The organism is Pseudomonas sp. SBT1-2 (assembly GCF_028640875.1).
Taxonomy (GTDB): Bacteria; Pseudomonadota; Gammaproteobacteria; order Pseudomonadales; family Pseudomonadaceae; genus Aquipseudomonas; species Aquipseudomonas chlororaphis_I.
In genome coordinates this window covers 14,564-33,226 of record NZ_JAQZAA010000079.1, presented here as the reverse complement: position 1 = coordinate 33,226, position 18,663 = coordinate 14,564, and the positions used below count along the sequence as shown (strand labels likewise).

The window sequence follows — 18,663 nt, the reverse complement described above, 5'->3', positions numbered from 1 at the left end:
CGTACTCAGGTTTCGCGAGGACTCCGTCCTCGATCGCAGCCTCGCCATGGCTCGACAGCGGCTACGGTGGTTTGCGCAAATGACATGAGGAACACAGTTACAACAGTGCGTATCCTTTCCACCCCCTGTCGTGAGGCTTCAAACGGATGCGAGTCCTCAGCATTGTCTGCCTGCTACTGGCCTTGAGCGGTTGCAGCTCGCTGCTGTTCTATCCCGAGCGCGGTTTGCCGTTCACCCCGGACAAGGCCCGGCTCGACTACCGCGACGTCACCCTGAGCGCCGCCGACGGCACGCGCCTGCACGGCTGGTGGCTGCCGGCCAAGGCCGGGGTGCCGGTCAAGGGCACGGTGCTGCACCTGCACGGCAATGGCGGCAACCTGTCCGGGCACCTCGGCGGCAGCTGGTGGTTGCCGGAGCAGGGCTACCAGGTGCTGCTGGTGGACTACCGTGGCTACGGGGTGTCGCAAGGCAAACCGAGCCTGCCGGCGATCTACCAGGACGTCGACGCGGCCTTCCAGTGGCTGGACCGGGCGCCCGAGGTCCAGGGCAAGCCGCTGATTGTCCTGGGCCAGAGCCTGGGAGGCGCCCTGGCCATCCACTATCTGGTGGAACAGCACCCGGAACGCCAGCGCCAGCTCAAGGCCATTGTCTTCGACGGGGTGCCGGCCAGTTACCGCGAGGTGGGTCGTTTTGCCCTCAGTACGTCCTGGATGACCTGGCCGTTCCAGGTGCCGCTGTCGTGGCTGGTGCCGGATGGCGACAGTGCGATCAAGGCCATGGCGCGCCTGGATGGCGTGCCCAAGCTGATCTACCACAGCATCGACGATTCCCTCGTACCGCTTTCCAACGGCATCCGTCTGTATCAAGCTGCGCCCCCGCCCAGGGTGCTGCAGCTGACCCGTGGCGGGCATGTGCAGACCTTCGCCGACCCGGTCTGGCGCCAGGTGATGTTGCGTTACCTTGAGGACCCGCAGCACTTCAACGGCCTGCGCCGCCTGGGCGAAATCCCGAATTACCCTGCACCTTTGAATCCAGTCGTAGAACCTCCAGAGAGTCCGCAATGAGCGAAGAACGTAACGCCATCCCCCTGATCATCACCGGTATCTGCAGCATCCTCGGCACCGTGGCGTGCCTGTGGTACTACGGCTACCTGCATTTCGCCAAGCCGGAGGATGCGTTGCTGCTCAACGATTTCACCATGCTCAAGACCGTGCCCGGCGAGGACTACAAGGTGTCCCTGGAGCCGGCGGCCGAGGTGGCGCAGTGCATCGATGGCGTGCTGGTGCTGTTCGACACCGAGCAGAAAGGCCTGACCGGCGTGCTGGTCAACAACAAGAAGCGCGCCGTGCGCTGCATGGGCCAGGAAACCCCGAAGCTGGAGCAGTGACCGAAAGGTTTGCCAGCGCAAGCCGCGATCCGTTTGCCGCAATAAAAAAGCCCCGCCGATCAAGGCGGGGCTTTTTATTGGCTGCGCGGTTGAGTGCGCAGGGCCGGGCTTAGTTGACGCTGACGGCCGAACGTGGCGCGACCGGCTGGTTGTCGTTGGAAATGGTGACTTCCACACGACGGTTCATGGCGCGCCCGGAAACGCTGCCGTTGTCGGCAACCGGGTATTGCTTGCCATAACCCTGGGCGACGATGCGTGCCGGATCGACACCCATCTTGATCAGGGCGACCTGTACCGAAGTGGCGCGACGCTCGGACAGCGACTGGTTGTAAGCCGCGCTGCCGGTGCTGTCGGTGTAGCCTTCGACAATCACTTTGCGGTCAGGGTTGTCGCGCAGGAACTGCGCCAGCTTGTTGATGTTGACCAGGCCGCTGGACTTCAGGTCGGCCTTGTTGGTGGCGAACAGCACGTCACCGAAGGTCACCAGGGTACCGCGGTCGGTCTGCTTGGCATTGAGGCTCGATTGCAGTTGCTTGATCTGCGCGTCGCGGGCATCGAGAAGCGCTTTGGCGCGCTGGTCGCCGGCGTCCTTGAGCTGGGTTTCCGCGGTGCGCAGGGCGATGGTCTGCTTGGCCACTTCAATCCGCTGGTTGGTCAGGTAGGCCAGTTGGTCGACCTTCTTTTCGTCCTCCTTGTTCAGGTAGGCCTTGTCGGCCTTGTCCAGCCATTCGCTGGCATCCTTGGTTTCCAGGGCCGCCACCTTGGTGGCCTGCGGATTGGCCTGCAGGGCGGAGTAGTTGGTCCGGGCGTTTTCCAGGTTGGCGTTAGGCGGGGTGGAGCATGCCGCCAGCGCCACGCTCAGGGCCAACAGGGCAGGGATCATCAGTTGTTTACGCATAATGGTTTCGTCCTTTTATCGATTGCGAATACGTGGGAATCGGCGCCCGCGGCTCATTGCACGCTGCGCATGCCTTCCTGACGTAGTTCCTGAACACCTTTCTGAGAGTCCTTCAATGCCTGTTCGGCCTTGGCTGCCTGAGCCTTGCGCTCGGCGACGCGGGCGTCCCATTCGGCCTGCTCGGCCAGGCGCCGGGCTTCGTCGTAGTTCTTGTCGTGCATGGCGAGCTCGGCTTGCTTGAGCTTGTCCTGAGCCGATTTCATTTCCACGGCGGCAAATTCGGTACCGCCTGCGCTGACTGCGCTGTTGACCGCAGATTGCGTCACCGCGTATTGCTCGCTTGGCGGATTACCGGCGCAACCGGCCAGGACCAGGCTGCTACCGAGAGCCAGCGCGGCCAGTTTCAGCCCGCGCAGAGGGGTGGACGAGGATTTGGCAGTGCTGATCTTCATGGTCTTCAACTCCATTGGATAACTCCTGAAAAACATCAAAATCCATCCCGGTTCCGACGCCGTAACGCTGAGTGACGACATGCTGAGGGCGTTGAAAATGAAACGGCCGTTCCAGTGATGGTTATTGGCTGTGACCCGAGGCTTTTTTGAATAGTTCAGAGAAGATGGCCAATCGCCCGGAAATTTTCTGACTGCGCGGACAAGGCTCTAAATAAGGAACTTTTGCCGTGCGCAGGGGTACTCCTGACCCGATCCGGGGTCAGGAATAACGCTTTTATCGGGGAAAAATGCGGGGATGGATCAGTGTTTCTGCTCGTCCGCCTGGGCCGACATATCGTGCAGATAACGCCGCGACAGGGCGAGAAAACGCGGGGTAGGGCCGATGTCTTCGTAGAGCGGATCGCCTTCCTCGTCGGTGGCGACCACATGCTGGCCCTGGACATAAGGGAAGCTGGTTTCGAGTTCCTCCAGGGCAGCCCCGATCAGTTCGCCGAGCAGTTCCTCGGTCCGGCGCTTGGGGTACATCTCGGAAATCGCCGCCAGGCGTGCGGCGGCTTCGACATCCAGGTAGATCGTGTAGCCGGTCTTGGTCAGGCGACCCTTGGCGTTTTCTTCCCAGTGTTGCGCGAGCTCACGGATTTTCATGGCAACCTCAATGAACACCTGCTTGTGGCAGGGCCTGGTGAGTGACCGGCCTGTGCCGGCGCTAAGCCGTTGTGCGGCTTACTCTTGAGACTAGCTCCATCGCGCAAGGTTTAAAGGCGCTTCGTCGTGCGCCGGCCTTGCCCGGAGCCGTTCGCGCCAAGACCGCCCTTGCTAATAGCCATGTGCTGGCGGCACTCTTGGGGCTTAGCAGGAGCCCCGAGTCCGCTGGAGAGCAGGTAGATGACCGATATTGATGCGCGCTTGCGCGAAGATGTTCACCTGCTGGGTGAGCTGTTGGGCAACACCATTCGTGAACAGTATGGCGAGGGTTTCCTCGACAAGATCGAACAGATTCGCAAGGGCGCCAAGGCCGACCGGCGCGGTTCGCTGGATGCCGAACTCAGCGCCAGCCTCAACCAGCTCAGCGAGGACGAACTGCTGCCGGTGGCGCGGGCGTTCAACCAGTTTCTCAACCTGGCCAACATTGCCGAGCAGTACCAGTTGATTCACCGTCGCGAGGAGTCGCAGCCGGCGCCGTTCGAGTCGCGGGTGCTGCCGGAACTGCTGGCGCGCCTGCGGGCCGAAGGCCATGGCGCCGAGGCGCTGGCCCGGCAGTTGGGGCGGTTGGAGATCGAACTGGTGCTGACCGCGCACCCTACCGAAGTCGCGCGCCGCACGCTGATCCAGAAATACGATGCCATCGCCGCGCAACTGGCCGCCCAGGACCATCGCGACCTGACCTCGGCCGAACGCGCGCAGATCCAGACCCGCTTGCAGCGCCTGATCGCCGAAGCCTGGCACACCGAAGAAATCCGCCGTACCCGGCCGACCCCGGTGGACGAAGCCAAGTGGGGCTTCGCGGTGATCGAACATTCGCTGTGGCAGGCCATCCCCAACTATTTGCGCAAGGCCGACCAGGCCCTGCATGCGGCCACCGGCATGCACTTGCCGCTGGAGGCGGCGCCGATCCGCTTCGCTTCGTGGATGGGCGGCGACCGTGACGGCAACCCCAATGTCACCGCGGCGGTGACCCGCGAGGTGCTGTTGCTGGCGCGCTGGATGGCCGCCGACCTGTACCTGCGCGATGTCGATCAACTGGCTGCCGACCTGTCCATGCAGCAGGCCAACGCAGCGTTGCGGACCCTGGCCGGCGACAGCGCCGAACCCTATCGCGCGGTGCTCAAGCAGTTGCGCGAGCGCCTGCGGGCCACCCGCAACTGGGCCCAGGCCTCGTTGAGCGGTAGCGTGCCGGCGACAGCCCAGGTCTTGCAGAACAACCGCGAGCTGCTGGACCCGCTGGAGCTCTGCTACGCGTCCCTGCACGAATGCGGCATGGGCGTGATCGCTGACGGACCGTTGCTCGACTGCCTGCGCCGCGCGGTGACCTTCGGCCTGTTCCTGGTGCGCCTGGACGTGCGTCAGGACTCCTCGCGGCACACCGCGGCCATGACCGAGATCACCGATTACCTGGGGCTGGGCCGCTACGGCGACTGGAGCGAGAAAGAGCGCATCGATTTCCTGATGCGCGAACTGGGCAGCCGCCGTCCGCTGCTGCCCGGTTACTTCAAGCCGTCGGCCGATACCGCCGAAGTGCTGGCGACCTGCCGGGAAGTCGCCGCGGCCCCGGCGGCGTCGCTGGGTTCCTATGTCATCTCCATGGCCGGCGCCGCTTCCGATGTGCTCGCCGTGCAACTGCTGCTCAAGGAAGCCGGTGTGCTGCGGCCGATGCGCGTGGTGCCGCTGTTCGAAACCCTGGCCGACCTGGACAACGCCGGCCCGGTGATCGAGCAGTTGCTGCTTTTGCCGGGCTATCGCTCGCGCTTGCAGGGCCCGCAGGAAGTGATGATTGGTTATTCCGACTCGGCCAAGGATGCTGGCACCACGGCTGCTGCCTGGGCGCAGTACCGGGCCCAGGAAAAGCTGGTGGATATCTGCCGCGAGCAGCAGGTCGAGCTGCTGCTGTTCCACGGTCGCGGTGGCACCGTGGGGCGTGGCGGCGGCCCGGCCCACGCGGCGATCCTGTCGCAGCCGCCGGGATCGGTGGCGGGGCGCTTCCGCACCACCGAGCAAGGGGAAATGATTCGTTTCAAATTCGGCCTGCCGGACATCGCCGAGCAGAACCTCAATCTCTACCTGGCGGCGGTGCTGGAAGCGACCTTGTTGCCACCGCCGCTGCCGCAGCCGGCATGGCGCGACCTGATGGACGAGTTGGCCGACGACGGGGTGAAGGCCTATCGCGCGGTGGTGCGGGAGAACCCGCAGTTCGTCGAGTATTTCCGCCAGTCCACGCCGGAGCAGGAACTGGGGCGCCTGCCATTGGGCAGCCGGCCGGCCAAGCGCCGCGCCGGCGGCATCGAAAGCCTGCGGGCCATCCCGTGGATTTTCGGCTGGACCCAGACGCGCCTGATGCTGCCGGCCTGGCTGGGCTGGGAAACCGCCTTGAGCAAGGCCCTGGAGCGCGGGGAGGGTGAGTTGCTGGGGCAGATGCGCGAACAGTGGCCATTTTTCCGCACGCGCATCGACATGCTGGAGATGGTGCTGGCCAAGGCCGACGCGGATATCGCCCGTTCCTACGACGAGCGATTGGTCGAACCGGCGCTGCTGCCATTGGGTGCGCATTTACGCGACTTATTGTCGCAGGCGTGTTCGGTGGTCTTGGGGCTGACCGGCCAGTCGCAGTTACTGGCACATAGCCCTGACACCCTGGAGTTCATTCGCCTGCGCAATACCTACCTGGACCCGCTGCATCTATTGCAGGCCGAACTGCTGGCCCGTTCGCGGCGCCAGGACGGCGCGCAGGACAGCCCGGTGGAACAGGCGCTGCTGGTGTCTGTGGCGGGGATTGCCGCCGGTTTGCGCAATACCGGCTAAGGTAATTGCCGGGGTTTTCAGTGGCTTGGCGCGGTACTTCGAGCACTGTCCCGAAAGGGCTGGCGACCGTCGCCAGGCGACACTTTGTTATGGGGTTGCGACCAGCAACACCCTGTCGCCAGGGCATAAAGTCGGCGGGTTGCTCCGACTTTCGGCTGCTTGTGTGCGCTGTGTCGGCTGTGTATCTTGATCAGCCTTTGGCCGTTTGGGCGGCCACTATCCCATTTCCGAGATTGGCCCCACGAGGCGAATCCGAGCGTTTCTAAATAAAAATTGAGGAGCACATCGATGCGCGTAATTCTGCTGGGAGCTCCCGGGGCCGGTAAAGGTACTCAGGCAAAGTTCATCACCGAAAAGTTCGGCATTCCGCAAATCTCCACCGGCGACATGCTGCGCGCAGCGGTCAAGGCCGGCACCGAGCTGGGCCTGAAAGCCAAGAGTGTGATGGACGCCGGTGGCCTGGTCTCCGATGACCTGATCATCAACCTGGTCAAGGAACGCATCAGCCAGGCCGATTGCGCCAAGGGTTTCCTGTTCGACGGCTTCCCGCGCACCATTCCTCAGGCCGAAGCGCTGGTCAAGGCCGGCGTCGAGCTGGATAACGTGGTCGAAATCGCCGTCGACGACGAAGAGATCGTCCAGCGTATCGCCGGTCGCCGTGTACACGAAGCCTCGGGCCGCGTTTACCACACTGTCTACAATCCGCCGAAAATCGCCGGTAAAGACGACATCACTGGTGAAGACCTGGTCCAGCGTAAAGACGACACCGAAGAAACCGTGCGTCATCGCCTGTCGGTCTACCATTCCCAGACCAAGCCGCTGGTGGAGTTCTACCAAGGCCTGGCCGCCAATCAGGGCAAGCCGAAGTACAGCCACATCGCGGGCGTCGGTTCGGTCGAGTCGATCACCAGCAAGGTGCTCGAAGCGCTGAGCTGATCAGTCGTACCGGCTTCATCTTCAACGGCCCGCTTGCGGGCCGTTGCTGTTTATAATGCGTCACTTTTTTCAACTCCCTCTGCCTTATGGAAACATCGATGAGCACCTTGCTGGCCCTGGACACCGCGACTGAAGCCTGCTCGGTTGCCTTGCTGCACGACGGCAAGGTGACGAGCCATTACGAGGTGATCCCGCGCCTGCATGCGCAGAAGCTGCTGCCGATGATCCAGACGCTGCTGGCCGATGCCGGCATCAGCCTGCAGGCCGTCGATGCCATTGCCTTCGGTCGTGGGCCGGGGGCCTTTACCGGGGTGCGGATCGCCATAGGCGTGGTTCAGGGCCTGGCCTTCGCCCTCGAGCGCCCGGTGCTGCCGGTGTCGAACCTGGCGGTGCTGGCGCAGCGGGCCTTGCGCGAACACGGTGCGACCCAGGTGGCCGCCGCCATCGATGCGCGGATGGATGAGGTCTACTGGGGCTGCTACCGCGAAGTGGCTGGCGAGATGCGCCTGGCCGGGGCCGAAGCGGTGTTGCCGCCGGAAGCCGCCGCATTGCCGGCGGACGCCAGCGGCGCCTGGTTCGGCGCGGGCACCGGCTGGGGCTATGCCGAGCGTATCGGCGTCGAACTCAGCGGCCAGGATGCGGGTATGCTGCCCCACGCCGAAGATTTGCTGACCCTGGCGCGCTTTGCCTGGGAACGCGGCGAGGCGATCCCGGCGGACGAGGCGCAACCGGTGTACCTGCGGGACAAGGTGGCGACGCCCAAGGCGCGCTGACCGCGCTCCAGGGCCGTCTGCCAGCATGAGTCCGTGCGATGAGCGTGCCAATCGTCAGGTTTTCGCGGCAGTTTCCGGCGGCTTTTAAACCTTTTGCATTTTCTGTGTTCTAGTTATCACTCGGGCATTTGCGTAGTCGGCTAGGTGCCGCTAAATTGCCATCATTGATATCGGGCATGTATTTATGCGCATAGACGGCATTTCCTCTCAGTCCTACCCCATCAAGCGCAAGCCTCGCAAAGGCAGTGTGCTGCTGGACGACTCCCTCGAGGACGCAGATGCCGTCGAAGTCCAACCCGAGACTCCTGCCCAGGCGCGCTCCCAGGCTTCTGCCGGGCGCACCAGCAATCTTCCCGCCCGTCCACAGGACATGGTCTTCCAGCGCGCCATGAAAAGAAGCGTCGCCAACGCCCTGGCCAGCTACCTGACCACCGCCGGTTTCGTCGATTGGGATATGGAAGTGGTGGGTCTCGACCTGCACATCTGATGTTGCTGCCTTATTACCTCGGTTGTCCTTCCTGGAGCGAAAACGCCTGGCGTGAGTACCTGTACCCGGAAAGCGCGCGGCCGACGGATTTTCTCGGCCTGTATTGCCAGGTCTTCAATGCCGTGGAAGGCAACACCACCTTCTACGCGCGCCCCGCCGAGGCCACGGTGCAGCGCTGGGCGCAGACCATGCCGGAACATTTCCGTTTCACCGCCAAGTTTCCCGGCGATATCAGCCATGGCGGCGACTTGCGCGAGCAACTGGGCGCGGCCGAGAGCTTCCTGCAATTGCTCAGCCCGCTGGGCGAACGGGTTTCGCCGTTGTGGCTGCAACTGCCCGCGAGCTTCACGCCACAACGCCTGGCCGAGCTGGCGGGCTTTATCGACGGCCTGGAGCGGCCGTTGGCGGTGGAAGTTCGGCATCGGGACTTCTTCGCCAAGGGCGATGCCGAGCGCATGCTCAATCGCCTGCTGCTGGATCGTGGCGTGGAGCGCATCTGCCTCGACCCGCGCGCCTTGTTCAGTTGCACTTCCAGCGAGCCGTCGGTGCTCCATGCGCAATCGAAGAAACCCAAGGTGCCGCCGCGCCCGGCCGCCTTCACCCAGTTTCCCCAAGTGCGCTTTATCGGCCATCCGCAGCTCGAGGCCAACGACCCGTTCCTGGTGCCCTGGATCGACAAGGTCGCCGGCTGGATCGAGGAAGGGCGAACCCCCTACATCTTCCTGCACACCGCCGATAACCGCCTGGCCGCCGAGCTGGCGCGGCGTTTCCACGCGCGCCTGATGCAGCGCCTGCCTGGATTGCCGGCCTTGCCTGAGCTATACAGAGAGCCCGCCGCGGAGCAACTCGGCTTGCTCTGAGGCGGGATCATTTCCCTGCCCAGGAGTCCGCCAATGGATGCGCAAACCCTTCGAGCCCAAACCTTCAAGGCCCTGCATGAGCGTGATCGGGCCTTCGTGATTCCCAACCCCTGGGATGCAGGCTCCGCCAAGATGCTGGCCAGCCTCGGCTTCGAGGCCCTGGCGACCACCAGCGCCGGTTTCGCGTTCTCCCTGGGCCGCCCCGACGCTGAAGGCGCCTTGTCCCTGGAGGACACCCTGGGCAACGTTCGCGCCATAGTCGGGGCCAGCGATCTGCCGGTGGCGGTGGACCTGGAAAACGGTTTTTCCGACAGTCCCGAAGGCTGTGCCCGGACCCTGCGCCAAGCGGCCGCCTGCGGGGCGGTGGGCGGCTCCATCGAAGACGCCACGGGCCGGGCCGATGATCCGATCTATGACTTCAAACTGGCGGTCGAGCGTATCGAGGCCTCGGTCGCCGCGGTGCGGCAATTGCCTTTTCCCTTTGTGCTCACGGCGCGGGCGGAGAACCTGCTGCATGGCCGCCAGGATCTGCCGGACACCATTCGCCGCCTGCAAGCCTATGCCGAGGCCGGCGCCGATGTGTTGTATGCGCCCGGGCTGCGCTCGGCCGAGGAAATCATCGCAGTGGTCCGGGCGGTGGCGCCGAAGCCGGTCAACGTGCTGATGTCGGGCGGTCTGAAATTGACCGTGGCGCAACTGAGCGAGCTGGGGGTGAAGCGGATCAGCGTCGGTTCGGCCCTGGCGCGGGCCGCCTATGGCGCCTTCTATCAGGCGGCGCAGGAAATTCTCGACCACGGCAGCTTCCACTTTGCCGACCAGGCCTTGCCGTTCGCGCAGATCAACGGCTTGTTCAAGGGCTGAGCGGCCGGGAGCCAGTGTGCGAGCGGGCAGGCTGTTGTTGCTGTTTTCGTTGCTGGTCGCGGCCGGGCTGGTGAGTGTCTGGCGTGGCTGGCTGCCACTGCCCGCGGCCTGGAATCCCTGGGCGCCCTTGCAGGTCAGGGAGCCGCCCAATCTGTTGACTCGCTTCAAACTGATGCGCCTGCGCGCTGACCCGCAGTTGTGCGATCAGGTATTGCGCGACTCCGGCTTGCGGCTGGCCCGGCAGCAGGACAGCCGCCCGGACGCCGACTGCCCACTGCGCAATGTCCTGCGCGTGCAGGGCGGGGATATCGCCCTGAGCAGCAGCTTCCTCGCCAGTTGCCCGCTGGCCGTGGCCTTTGCCCTGTACCAGTACCATGCTTTGCAACCCGCGGCCCAGGCCGTTTACGGGCAGAGAATAAGCCGCATCGAGCATCTGGGCAGCTTTGCCTGCCGCAACATGTACAGCCGCGAAAACGGTTTCCGCAGCCAGCATGCGACGGCGGATGCCCTGGATATCTCGGGTTTTCGCCTGGCCGACGGTCGCCATATCAGCGTGCTCAAGGACTGGCCGGGGGAGGGGGCGGATGCGCGTTTTCTGCGCCTGGCCCGCGACGGGGCCTGCGATGCGTTCCAAGTGGTGCTGAGTCCGGATTACAACGCCGCCCATCGCAACCATTTCCACCTGGATGTGGGGCCCTGGTGGATCTGTCGATGAAACCGGCTTGAGGTTTAGGCGGCGATCCGCAGGTTCTGCAGGATCAGCGGACGCGCCCAGCCGGTATCGAAATCGAACTGTTTCTGCTGCTCGATAAGCTCTTCCGGCGGGAAGGGCGGAAAGGGTTTGTCCAGCAGGTCCATTTCGAATTCGGCGATCGGCAGGTGCAACGGCCGTGGTGGCGGCGCCGGGCTCGGCTCAGGCACAGGCTGGCCGGCGTTGAGGACGATGGGGCGCACCCAGCCGCTTTCGAAGTCTTGCTGGCGTTGCTGGGCGACGATTTCTTCCGGCGGGAAGGGCGGGAAGGGTTTGTCCAGCAGCTCCAGTTCGAACTCGGCGATCGGCAGGAACAGCGGCTCCGGCGGGCGGATTTCGGTGTCCTGGACGTCGCAATGGCGCTGGGTAACGATTTGCGTCAGCAGGTCGCTGCCACCATGGGGTTCGGTCGGGCCATCCACCGCCACCAGAGAATTGTCGTCAGTGACCTTCGAGCCATCGCCGCGTTGCTCGGCCAGCGCCTGGGCAAAAAAATCCTGCCACAGATGGCTGACGCCGCTCAGTGCCTGGGAATTTTTGAGGCCGTAATCGCCGTGGGGCGATATGACGCCAATGGATAGGCTTCGAATGTCTGACATTTCTCTCGGGTCGACGCTCAGCTCTGGCAAAATGCCGGATAGTTCTTTTATCGGCAGTTTTTGCCGATCATTAATTTTTTGAGCGTGTTTTCAGATGAGTGAGCAACCAGCGGCCTGCCGCATCAAAGTCGAGGCCTTGGCCGATGCATTCCAGCCGCAGGCGGCGCACTGGGCCGAGCGACTGGGGCTGCCATTGCAGATCGACGAGGCGGAGTTCGCCCTGCAGGTCGGCGAGCAGGGCTTGCAACTGCAGCAGCTCGGCGCCGACGCGCCAGGGCCGGTGCGCGTGGACTTTGTCGAAGGCGGCGCGGCGCATCGGCGGCTGTACGGTGGCGGTAGCGGGCAGATGATCGCCAAGGCGGTGGGGATCGCCCAGGGCGTGCGTCCGCGGATCCTGGATGCCACGGCGGGGCTGGGCAAGGATGCGTTCGTCCTGGCCAGCCTGGGCTGCGAGATGAGCCTGATCGAGCGCCAGCCATTGATCGGCGCCTTATTGGAAGACGGCCTGTCCCGGGCGGGAGAGGATTTCGAGGTGGCGCCGATCGTGGCACGCATGCACCTGCTCAAGGGCAACTCGATCGAGGTGATGCGCAACTGGGAGGGCGAGCCGCCCCAGGTGATCTACCTGGACCCGATGTTCCCGCATCGGGAAAAGACCGCGCTGGTGAAAAAGGAAATGCGCCTGTTCCGCCCCCTGGTCGGAGACGATCCGGATGCCCCGGCGCTGCTGGAGGCCGCCCTGGCCCTGGCCAGCCACCGGGTGGTGGTCAAGCGCCCGCGCAAGGCGCCGTGCATCGACGGCCCCAAGCCGAGCCATGCGCTGGATGGCAAATCCAGCCGCTACGATATCTATCCGAAGAAGGCGCTCAAGGCCTGATAACGGGAAGGCCCTCTGGGCCTTCAATCGCGAGCAAGCTCGCTCCTACAGAGGCTTGTACCATCCCTGTAGGAGCGAGCTTGCTCGCGATGGCTGTCAGGCCGGCTCCGGCCGATACGCGCGCATGAACAATCCCACCACTTCCCGCACATGCTCCTCGGCGTCTTCATCGCTCAGCGGCTCGCCGCAGCCGTAGAGCAGGCGAAAGTTCGCCGTGCCCTTGAGCAGGCAGAAGAAATGCTCGGCGGCATTACGCGGTTTGTCGATGCTCAGGGCACCGCTCTGGTCGATCCGGGCCAACAGCCGCTCCATGCCTTGCAGCATGCGCAGGGGGCCGGCCTCGAAGAAGATCTGCGAGAGCTTCGGGTCCTGGCTGCCCAGGGCCAGCATCAGGCGATGCAGGTTCAAGGATTCTTCGCTGTTGATCAGCAGGTGAAAGCCCCGGGCGATGTTCAGCAACACGCTTTCGATCGGCATGCCGGCAGGCAGCTCGAAGATCAGCGTTGGCAACTGCTCCTCGCACTTGGCCATTACCGCGGAGGAGAACAGGGTCTCCTTGTCGTTGAAATGGCTGTACACCGTCAGCTTGGAAACACCGGCTTCGGCGGCTACCGCGTCCATGCTGGTGCTGGCGTAGCCATTGCTAAGGAACAGCGTTTTCGCGGCTTCGAGGATGGCCTGGCGTTTTGCCAGATCCTTGGGGCGGCCGGGGCCGTTTGAGGTGGAAATATTGTCGGACATTCTTCGCTTTAATACTGGACTGGTGAGTTTGCTATTAATAACATACCCGCCAGTATAATTATTCGAAGCACCCTTAGCGAAAGGTCCCTCACCATGTTCCGCTATGCCTTACCCCTCGCGTTGCCCGTCAGCCTGGCCGTTCTGCTGTCCGCGTGCGGACATGAAGAAACGGCGCAAACCACCATTCGCCCAGCCATGGTGGTGCAGCCAGAGCCCGCGGCACAGGCCATGGACAGCTACCCTGGCGAGGTCCGCGCGCGTTACGAACCGGACCTGGCGTTCCGGATTGGGGGCAAGGTCAGCCGACGACTGGTCGATGAGGGGCAGCGGGTGAAAGCCGACCAGCCATTGGCCGAGCTCGATCCGCAGGACGTGCGGCTGCAACTGGAAGCCACCCGGGCCCAGGTGGCAGCGGCCGAAGCCAACCTGAACCTGGTGCGTTCCGAGCGCGACCGCTATAAGACCCTGATGGATCGGCAACTGGTCAGCCGTTCCCAGTACGACAACGCCGAGAACCTGTATCGCTCGGGCCTGGCCCGGCTCAAGCAGATCAAGGCCGAGTTCGACGTGGCCAGCAACCAGGCCGGCTACGCCGTGCTGCGCGCGCCCCAGGATGGCGTCGTGGCCCGGCGTACGGTGGAGGTCGGCCAGGTGGTTGCCGCCGGCCAGACCGTCTTTACCCTCGCCACCGACGGCGAGCGGGAAGTGCTGATCAGCCTGCCGGAGCAGGGTTTTGGCCGCTTCCACATCGGCCAGCCAGTGTCGGTGGAACTGTGGAGCCAGCCCGACCAGCGTTTCGCCGGGCAGATCCGCGAGCTGTCGCCGGCCGCCGACCCACGCTCCCGTACCTTCGCCGCCCGCATCGCCTTTACCGCCGGCAAGGTGCCGGCCGAACTGGGGCAGAGCGCCCGGGTGTTCATCCAGGCCGCGGCCAGTGTGCCGTTGTCGGTGCCGCTGTCGGCGGTGACCGCGGAAAACGGCGCCGCCTATGTCTGGCGGGTCGACGCCAACAACACCCTGAAAAAGACCCCGGTGCGTCTCGGTGCCTTCGGTGAGAAGAGCGTGCCGGTGCTCGAGGGCCTTGGGGTCAGTGACTGGGTAGTGGCGGCTGGCGTGCATGTGCTCCATGAGGGGCAGCAGGTACGCCCGGTGGATCGCTCCAACCGCGTGGTCAATCTGGCGGCCAAGGAGTAATCCCCGATGGGTTTCAATCTTTCCGAATGGGCGTTGCGCAACCGCCAGATCGTGCTGTTCCTGATGCTGTTGCTGGCCATTGTCGGGGCGTTGTCCTACACCAAGCTGGGCCAGAGCGAAGACCCACCCTTCACCTTCAAGGCCATGGTGATCCGCACCAACTGGCCGGGCGCCACGGCCCAGGAGGTTTCCCGGCAGGTCACCGAGCGCATTGAAAAGAAACTGATGGAAACCGGCGAGTACGAGCGCATCGTCTCGTTTTCCCGCCCGGGCGAGTCCCAGGTGACCTTCATGGCGCGCGACTCGATGCACTCGAACCAGATCCCCGAGCTCTGGTATCAGGTGCGCAAGAAGATCAGCGATATCCGCCATACCTTGCCGCCGGGTATCCAGGGCCCGTTCTTCAACGACGAGTTCGGCACCACCTTCGGCAATATCTATGCGCTGACCGGCGACGGTTTCGACTACGCGGTGCTCAAGGATTACGCCGACCGCATCCAGATCCAGCTGCAGCGGGTCAAGGACGTGGGCAAGGTCGAGCTGCTGGGCCTGCAGGACGAGAAAGTCTGGATCGAACTGTCGAACGTCAAGCTGGCGACCCTCGGTCTACCGCTGGCAGCGGTGCAGCAGGCCCTGGAGGAGCAGAACGCGGTGTCCACCGCCGGTTTCTTCGAGACCAGCAGCGAGCGCCTGCAATTGCGTGTGTCCGGTAATTTCCAGAGCGTCGAGCAGATCAGCAATTTCCCGATCCGGGTGGCCGACCGCACCTTCCGGATCGGCGATGTGGCGGACGTGCGCCGCGGCTTCAATGATCCGCCGGCGCCGCGCATGCGCTTCATGGGCCAGGACGCGATCGGCCTGGCGGTGGCGATGAAGGACGGCGGCGACATCCTGGTGCTGGGCAAGGCGCTGGAACTGGAGTTCGCCCGGATCCAGAAAAACCTCCCCGCCGGCATGGAGCTGCGCAAGGTCTCCGACCAGCCGGCCGCGGTGAAGACCGGTGTCGGCGAGTTCGTCCAGGTGCTGGTGGAAGCCCTGGCGATCGTGCTGCTGGTGAGCTTCTTTTCCCTGGGCGTGCGCACCGGCATGGTGGTGGCCCTGGCGATTCCGCTGGTGCTGGCGATGACCTTCGCCACCATGTATTACCTGGGGATCGGCCTGCACAAGATCTCCCTCGGCGCGCTGGTATTGGCCCTTGGCCTGCTGGTGGACGACGCGATCATCGCGGTGGAGATGATGGCGATCAAGATGGAGCAGGGCTACGACCGGCTCAAGGCCGCCAGCTACGCCTGGACCAGCACCGCGTTCCCGATGCTCACCGGTACCCTGATCACCGCCGCGGGTTTCCTGCCGATTGCCACGGCGCAGTCGGGCACCGGCGAATACACCCGTTCGATCTTCCAGGTGGTGACCATCGCCCTGCTGGCTTCGTGGATCGCCGCGGTGGTGTTCGTGCCCTATCTGGGCGAGAAGTTGCTGCCGGACCTGGCCAAGCTGCATGCGGCCAAGCACGGCAACGGTGACGGCCAGCCCGATCCGTACGGCACGCCGTTCTATCAGCGGGTGCGGCGGATGGTGGAATGGTGCGTGCGCCGGCGCAAGACCGTGATCGCCCTGACCGTGCTGCTGTTCATTGCCTCGGTGATGCTGTTCCGCTTCGTGCCGCAGCAGTTCTTCCCGGCTTCCGGGCGGCTGGAGCTGATGGTCGACCTGAAGCTGGCCGAGGGCGCGTCCCTGAGCAACACCGCCGATCAGGTCAAGCGCCTGGAGGCGATGCTCAAGGAGCACGCCGGCATCGATAACTACGTGGCTTACGTCGGCACCGGTTCGCCGCGTTTCTACCTGCCCCTGGACCAGCAACTGCCGGCGGCGAGTTTTGCCCAGTTCGTGGTGCTGGCCAAGACCATCGAGGAGCGGGAAAGCCTGCGCAGCTGGCTGATCGAAACCCTCGACGAACAGTTCCCGACCCTGCGTTCGCGGGTCACCCGCCTGGAGAATGGCCCGCCCGTGGGCTACCCGGTGCAGTTCCGCGTCACCGGCGAGCACATCGAAGAAGTGCGGGCCCTGGCGCGCAAGGTGGCGGCCAAGGTGCGCGAGAACCCCCATGTGACCAACGTGCATCTGGACTGGGAAGAACCGAGCAAGGTGGTCTACCTCAATATCGATCAGGACCGTGCGCGGGCCCTGGGCGTGAGCACGGCCAACCTGGCGAAGTTCCTGCAAAGCTCGCTCACCGGCTCCAGCGTCAGCCAGTACCGCGAAGACAACGAGTTGATCGAGATCCTGCTGCGCGGGACCTTGCATGAACGTACCGAGCTGTCGCTGCTGTCGAGCCTGGCGGTGCCCACCGACAACGGCAAGAGTGTGGCGCTGTCGCAGGTCGCGACCCTGGAGTACGGCTTCGAGGAAGGCATCATCTGGCACCGCAACCGCCTGCCGAACGTCACCGTGCGTGCCGACATCTATGGCAAGGAACAACCGGCGACCCTGGTGCAGCAGATCCTGCCGACCCTCGAGCCGATCCGCGCCGAATTGCCGGACGGTTACCTGCTGGACGTCGGCGGCACCGTGGAAGACTCGGCCCGCGGGCAGAACTCGGTGAAGGCCGGCGTGCCGCTGTTCATCGTGGTGGTGCTGACCCTGCTGATGCTGCAACTGCGCAGCTTCTCGCGCACGGCGATGGTGTTCCTCACCGCGCCGCTGGGGCTGATCGGCGTGACCCTGTTCCTGATGGTGTTCCGCCAGCCGTTCGGCTTCGTGGCCATGCTCGGGACCATCGCGCTGTCGGGGATGATCATGCGCAACTCGGTGATCCTGGTGGATCAGATCGAGCAGGACATCGCCGCCGGGCTCAAGCCGTGGCAGGCAATCATCGAAGCGACGGTAAGGCGCTTCCGGCCGATCGTGCTGACCGCGCTGGCGGCGGTGCTGGCGATGATCCCGCTGTCACGCAGCGTGTTCTTCGGGCCGATGGCGGTGGCGATCATGGGTGGGCTGATTGTGGCGACGGCGCTGACCCTGCTGTTCTTGCCGGCGCTGTATGCGGCGTGGTTCAGGGTCAAGAAAACCTGATTCGCCTGTAGGAGCGAGGCTTGCCCGCGATCTAGACGCCACGGTGTGCCAGACACACCGCGGTGAGGCCATCGCGGGCAATCGAGCGTCGACCGGCCGCTCCTACAGGTAGGGGTTACAGGGTACCAAACACCTTCTTCGCCAGGCTGGTGGCCGCTGCCGCCGGGTTCTCGCGAATGGTCGCTTCCTGCTTGCCGATCATCTCGAACAGGCCGTTGAGCGCCTGTTCGGTCACGTAGCCTTCGATATTCGCGTTCTTCGCATCCAGCACGCCGAGGGTGGCGGCCTGGCCGGCGAAGGCGTTGTACTGCTTGGCCAGGCCCACCTGGTCGGTGGCCTGCTTGACGATCGGCAGGAACTTCACGCGGATCTGCTCGCGGCTGGTCTTGCTCAGGTACTGGGTGGCGGAATCCTTGCCGCCGCTGAGAATGCCCTTGGCGTCCTCCACGCTCATCTTCTTCACCGCATCCACCAGCAGCGCCTGGGCCTGCGGCACAGCGGCCTCGGCGGCCTTGTTCATGCTGCTCTCGAGTTCTTCGACCTGGGCGCCCATGCCGAACTGCTTCATTTTCTTCGCCACTTTGCCGAGGTTGCCCGGCAACTCGATGCGCACGTCCGGGTTATTGCTGAAACCGCCGGCGGTGCCCAGCTGTTTGACCGCGACCTGGGCTCCCTGGGTCAGGGCGTCCTTGAGGCCGCCGGTGGCATCTTGCTGCGACAGGTCGCCGAGGGACAGCGCCAGGGCACTGGCGGAGATCAACAGGCCGGCGCACAGGCTGGTGAAGCGAAGGGAAGAACGGAGCATGGCAGCTTCCTTGTTCAAGAAAAGGGATTAACGAACCGCGTCGACGCGGATTTTCAGCGGTTGCGGGTCGCTGCCGTCGAGTTTCACCCCGTTGTGCTCGGTAGTGACGAACAGCAGTTTGCCGGCCAGCTCGATCCGCGCGCTGACCGAATAACGGTGTCCAGGTTTGACCTGGGCCGGGTCGTAGCTGAGGTGGAAGGGCAGTGGCACCTGGCCTTTGACCGGGCCTTTCTGTTCGGCCAGCACCACCGCGGGGGCGTCGGCCAGCGATACGTCCTGCAGGCTGACGCTGAGGGTGGCGGCTGGCGGCAGGGCGATGCGTTGCAGGTAGAAGACTTCGCCGTCGAGGCTGGCGTTGCTGGCAGGTTGCATGCTGTTACAGGCCCCGAGCAGGGTGGTAAGGGCGAGCAGGGTGAGCTTTTTCATGATGGATCTCCGTATCGGGAGGCGCCAG

19 protein-coding genes are annotated in these 18,663 nt (G+C 64.2%); 12 read left to right on the top strand and 7 right to left on the bottom strand.

From position 1 onward, the window contains the following. The first annotated feature begins 146 nt into the window (after positions 1–146). Positions 147–1,064: an alpha/beta hydrolase gene (locus PVZ78_RS13945; protein ID WP_273828831.1), complete on the top strand. Its 918-nt coding sequence runs from the start codon at positions 147–149 to the stop codon at positions 1,062–1,064. Continuing rightward, positions 1,061–1,387, top strand: a complete 327-nt coding sequence (locus PVZ78_RS13940; protein WP_023969761.1) for a hypothetical protein — start codon at positions 1,061–1,063, stop codon at positions 1,385–1,387. Before PVZ78_RS13945 ends, PVZ78_RS13940 begins: the two co-directional genes overlap by 4 nt. A 109-nt stretch (positions 1,388–1,496) precedes the next feature. Here PVZ78_RS13940 and PVZ78_RS13935 read toward each other — a convergent pair whose 3' ends face one another. The 3 genes from PVZ78_RS13935 to PVZ78_RS13925 all read right to left on the bottom strand — a co-directional run bounded on the left by PVZ78_RS13935 (position 1,497) and on the right by PVZ78_RS13925 (position 3,382). Next, entirely contained in the window at positions 1,497–2,285 is a 789-nt protein-coding gene (locus tag PVZ78_RS13935) for an OmpA family protein (RefSeq protein WP_009047181.1), read from the bottom strand. Between the two features lie 53 nt (positions 2,286–2,338). Beyond that, positions 2,339–2,752: a DUF4398 domain-containing protein gene (locus tag PVZ78_RS13930; protein ID WP_009047182.1), complete on the bottom strand. Its 414-nt coding sequence runs from the start codon at positions 2,750–2,752 to the stop codon at positions 2,339–2,341. Between the two features lie 285 nt (positions 2,753–3,037). Continuing rightward, on the bottom strand, positions 3,038–3,382 hold the full coding sequence (locus tag PVZ78_RS13925) for a hypothetical protein (protein ID WP_009047183.1): 345 nt from the start codon (positions 3,380–3,382) through the stop codon (positions 3,038–3,040). 240 nt (positions 3,383–3,622) lie between these two features. Here PVZ78_RS13925 and ppc point away from each other — a divergent pair, with 240 nt between their 5' ends. From ppc to PVZ78_RS13890, 7 genes are all read left to right on the top strand, one after another. Further along, the gene (gene ppc / locus PVZ78_RS13920) at positions 3,623–6,253 is read left to right on the top strand and encodes a phosphoenolpyruvate carboxylase (protein ID WP_028681746.1); all 2,631 of its coding nucleotides are present in this window, start codon (positions 3,623–3,625) and stop codon (positions 6,251–6,253) included. A gap of 288 nt (positions 6,254–6,541) precedes the next feature. Continuing rightward, entirely contained in the window at positions 6,542–7,189 is a 648-nt protein-coding gene (gene adk / locus PVZ78_RS13915; RefSeq protein ID WP_009047185.1) for an adenylate kinase, read from the top strand. Between the two features lie 98 nt (positions 7,190–7,287). Then, complete coding sequence (gene tsaB, locus PVZ78_RS13910; protein WP_016705289.1) at positions 7,288–7,962, top strand: tRNA (adenosine(37)-N6)-threonylcarbamoyltransferase complex dimerization subunit type 1 TsaB; 675 nt, start codon at positions 7,288–7,290, stop codon at positions 7,960–7,962. Positions 7,963–8,146: 184 nt separating this feature from the next. Continuing rightward, positions 8,147–8,449, top strand: a complete 303-nt coding sequence (locus tag PVZ78_RS13905; RefSeq protein WP_273828830.1) for a hypothetical protein — start codon at positions 8,147–8,149, stop codon at positions 8,447–8,449. Beyond that, positions 8,449–9,309 carry a DUF72 domain-containing protein gene (locus PVZ78_RS13900; protein ID WP_038630694.1) on the top strand — a complete coding sequence of 287 codons (861 nt, stop codon included), beginning with the start codon at positions 8,449–8,451 and terminating at the stop codon, positions 9,307–9,309. The genes PVZ78_RS13905 and PVZ78_RS13900 overlap by 1 nt, the downstream gene beginning before the upstream one ends. Before the next feature lie 33 nt (positions 9,310–9,342). Next, on the top strand, positions 9,343–10,170 hold the full coding sequence (locus PVZ78_RS13895) for an isocitrate lyase/PEP mutase family protein (RefSeq protein WP_028681749.1): 828 nt from the start codon (positions 9,343–9,345) through the stop codon (positions 10,168–10,170). Positions 10,171–10,186: 16 nt separating this feature from the next. Then, positions 10,187–10,885 carry an extensin-like domain-containing protein gene (locus PVZ78_RS13890; RefSeq protein WP_273828829.1) on the top strand — a complete coding sequence of 233 codons (699 nt, stop codon included), beginning with the start codon at positions 10,187–10,189 and terminating at the stop codon, positions 10,883–10,885. A gap of 14 nt (positions 10,886–10,899) precedes the next feature. Here PVZ78_RS13890 and PVZ78_RS13885 read toward each other — a convergent pair whose 3' ends face one another. Next, on the bottom strand, positions 10,900–11,520 hold the full coding sequence (locus tag PVZ78_RS13885) for an energy transducer TonB (protein WP_273828828.1): 621 nt from the start codon (positions 11,518–11,520) through the stop codon (positions 10,900–10,902). 94 nt (positions 11,521–11,614) lie between these two features. Between PVZ78_RS13885 and PVZ78_RS13880 the strand changes: the two genes are divergently transcribed. Further along, a complete protein-coding gene (locus PVZ78_RS13880; RefSeq protein WP_273828827.1) occupies positions 11,615–12,397 on the top strand; it encodes a class I SAM-dependent methyltransferase in 783 nt (260 codons plus the stop codon). A 96-nt stretch (positions 12,398–12,493) separates the two neighbouring features. Here the strand turns inward: PVZ78_RS13880 and PVZ78_RS13875 are convergent, their stop codons facing one another. Further along, positions 12,494–13,138, bottom strand: a complete 645-nt coding sequence (locus tag PVZ78_RS13875) for a TetR/AcrR family transcriptional regulator (protein ID WP_101281879.1) — start codon at positions 13,136–13,138, stop codon at positions 12,494–12,496. 93 nt (positions 13,139–13,231) lie between these two features. Here PVZ78_RS13875 and PVZ78_RS13870 point away from each other — a divergent pair, with 93 nt between their 5' ends. Continuing rightward, complete coding sequence (locus PVZ78_RS13870; protein WP_028681754.1) at positions 13,232–14,332, top strand: efflux RND transporter periplasmic adaptor subunit; 1,101 nt, start codon at positions 13,232–13,234, stop codon at positions 14,330–14,332. Between the two features lie 6 nt (positions 14,333–14,338). Then, complete coding sequence (locus tag PVZ78_RS13865) at positions 14,339–17,404, top strand: efflux RND transporter permease subunit (RefSeq protein ID WP_009047195.1); 3,066 nt, start codon at positions 14,339–14,341, stop codon at positions 17,402–17,404. Positions 17,405–17,519: 115 nt separating this feature from the next. Here the strand turns inward: PVZ78_RS13865 and PVZ78_RS13860 are convergent, their stop codons facing one another. Together PVZ78_RS13860 and PVZ78_RS13855 are read right to left on the bottom strand one after the other, a co-directional pair. Further along, entirely contained in the window at positions 17,520–18,209 is a 690-nt protein-coding gene (locus PVZ78_RS13860; protein ID WP_009047196.1) for a DUF4197 domain-containing protein, read from the bottom strand. Between the two features lie 27 nt (positions 18,210–18,236). After that, complete coding sequence (locus PVZ78_RS13855; protein WP_038630706.1) at positions 18,237–18,635, bottom strand: YbaY family lipoprotein; 399 nt, start codon at positions 18,633–18,635, stop codon at positions 18,237–18,239. Between the last annotated feature and the right edge of the window lie 28 nt (positions 18,636–18,663).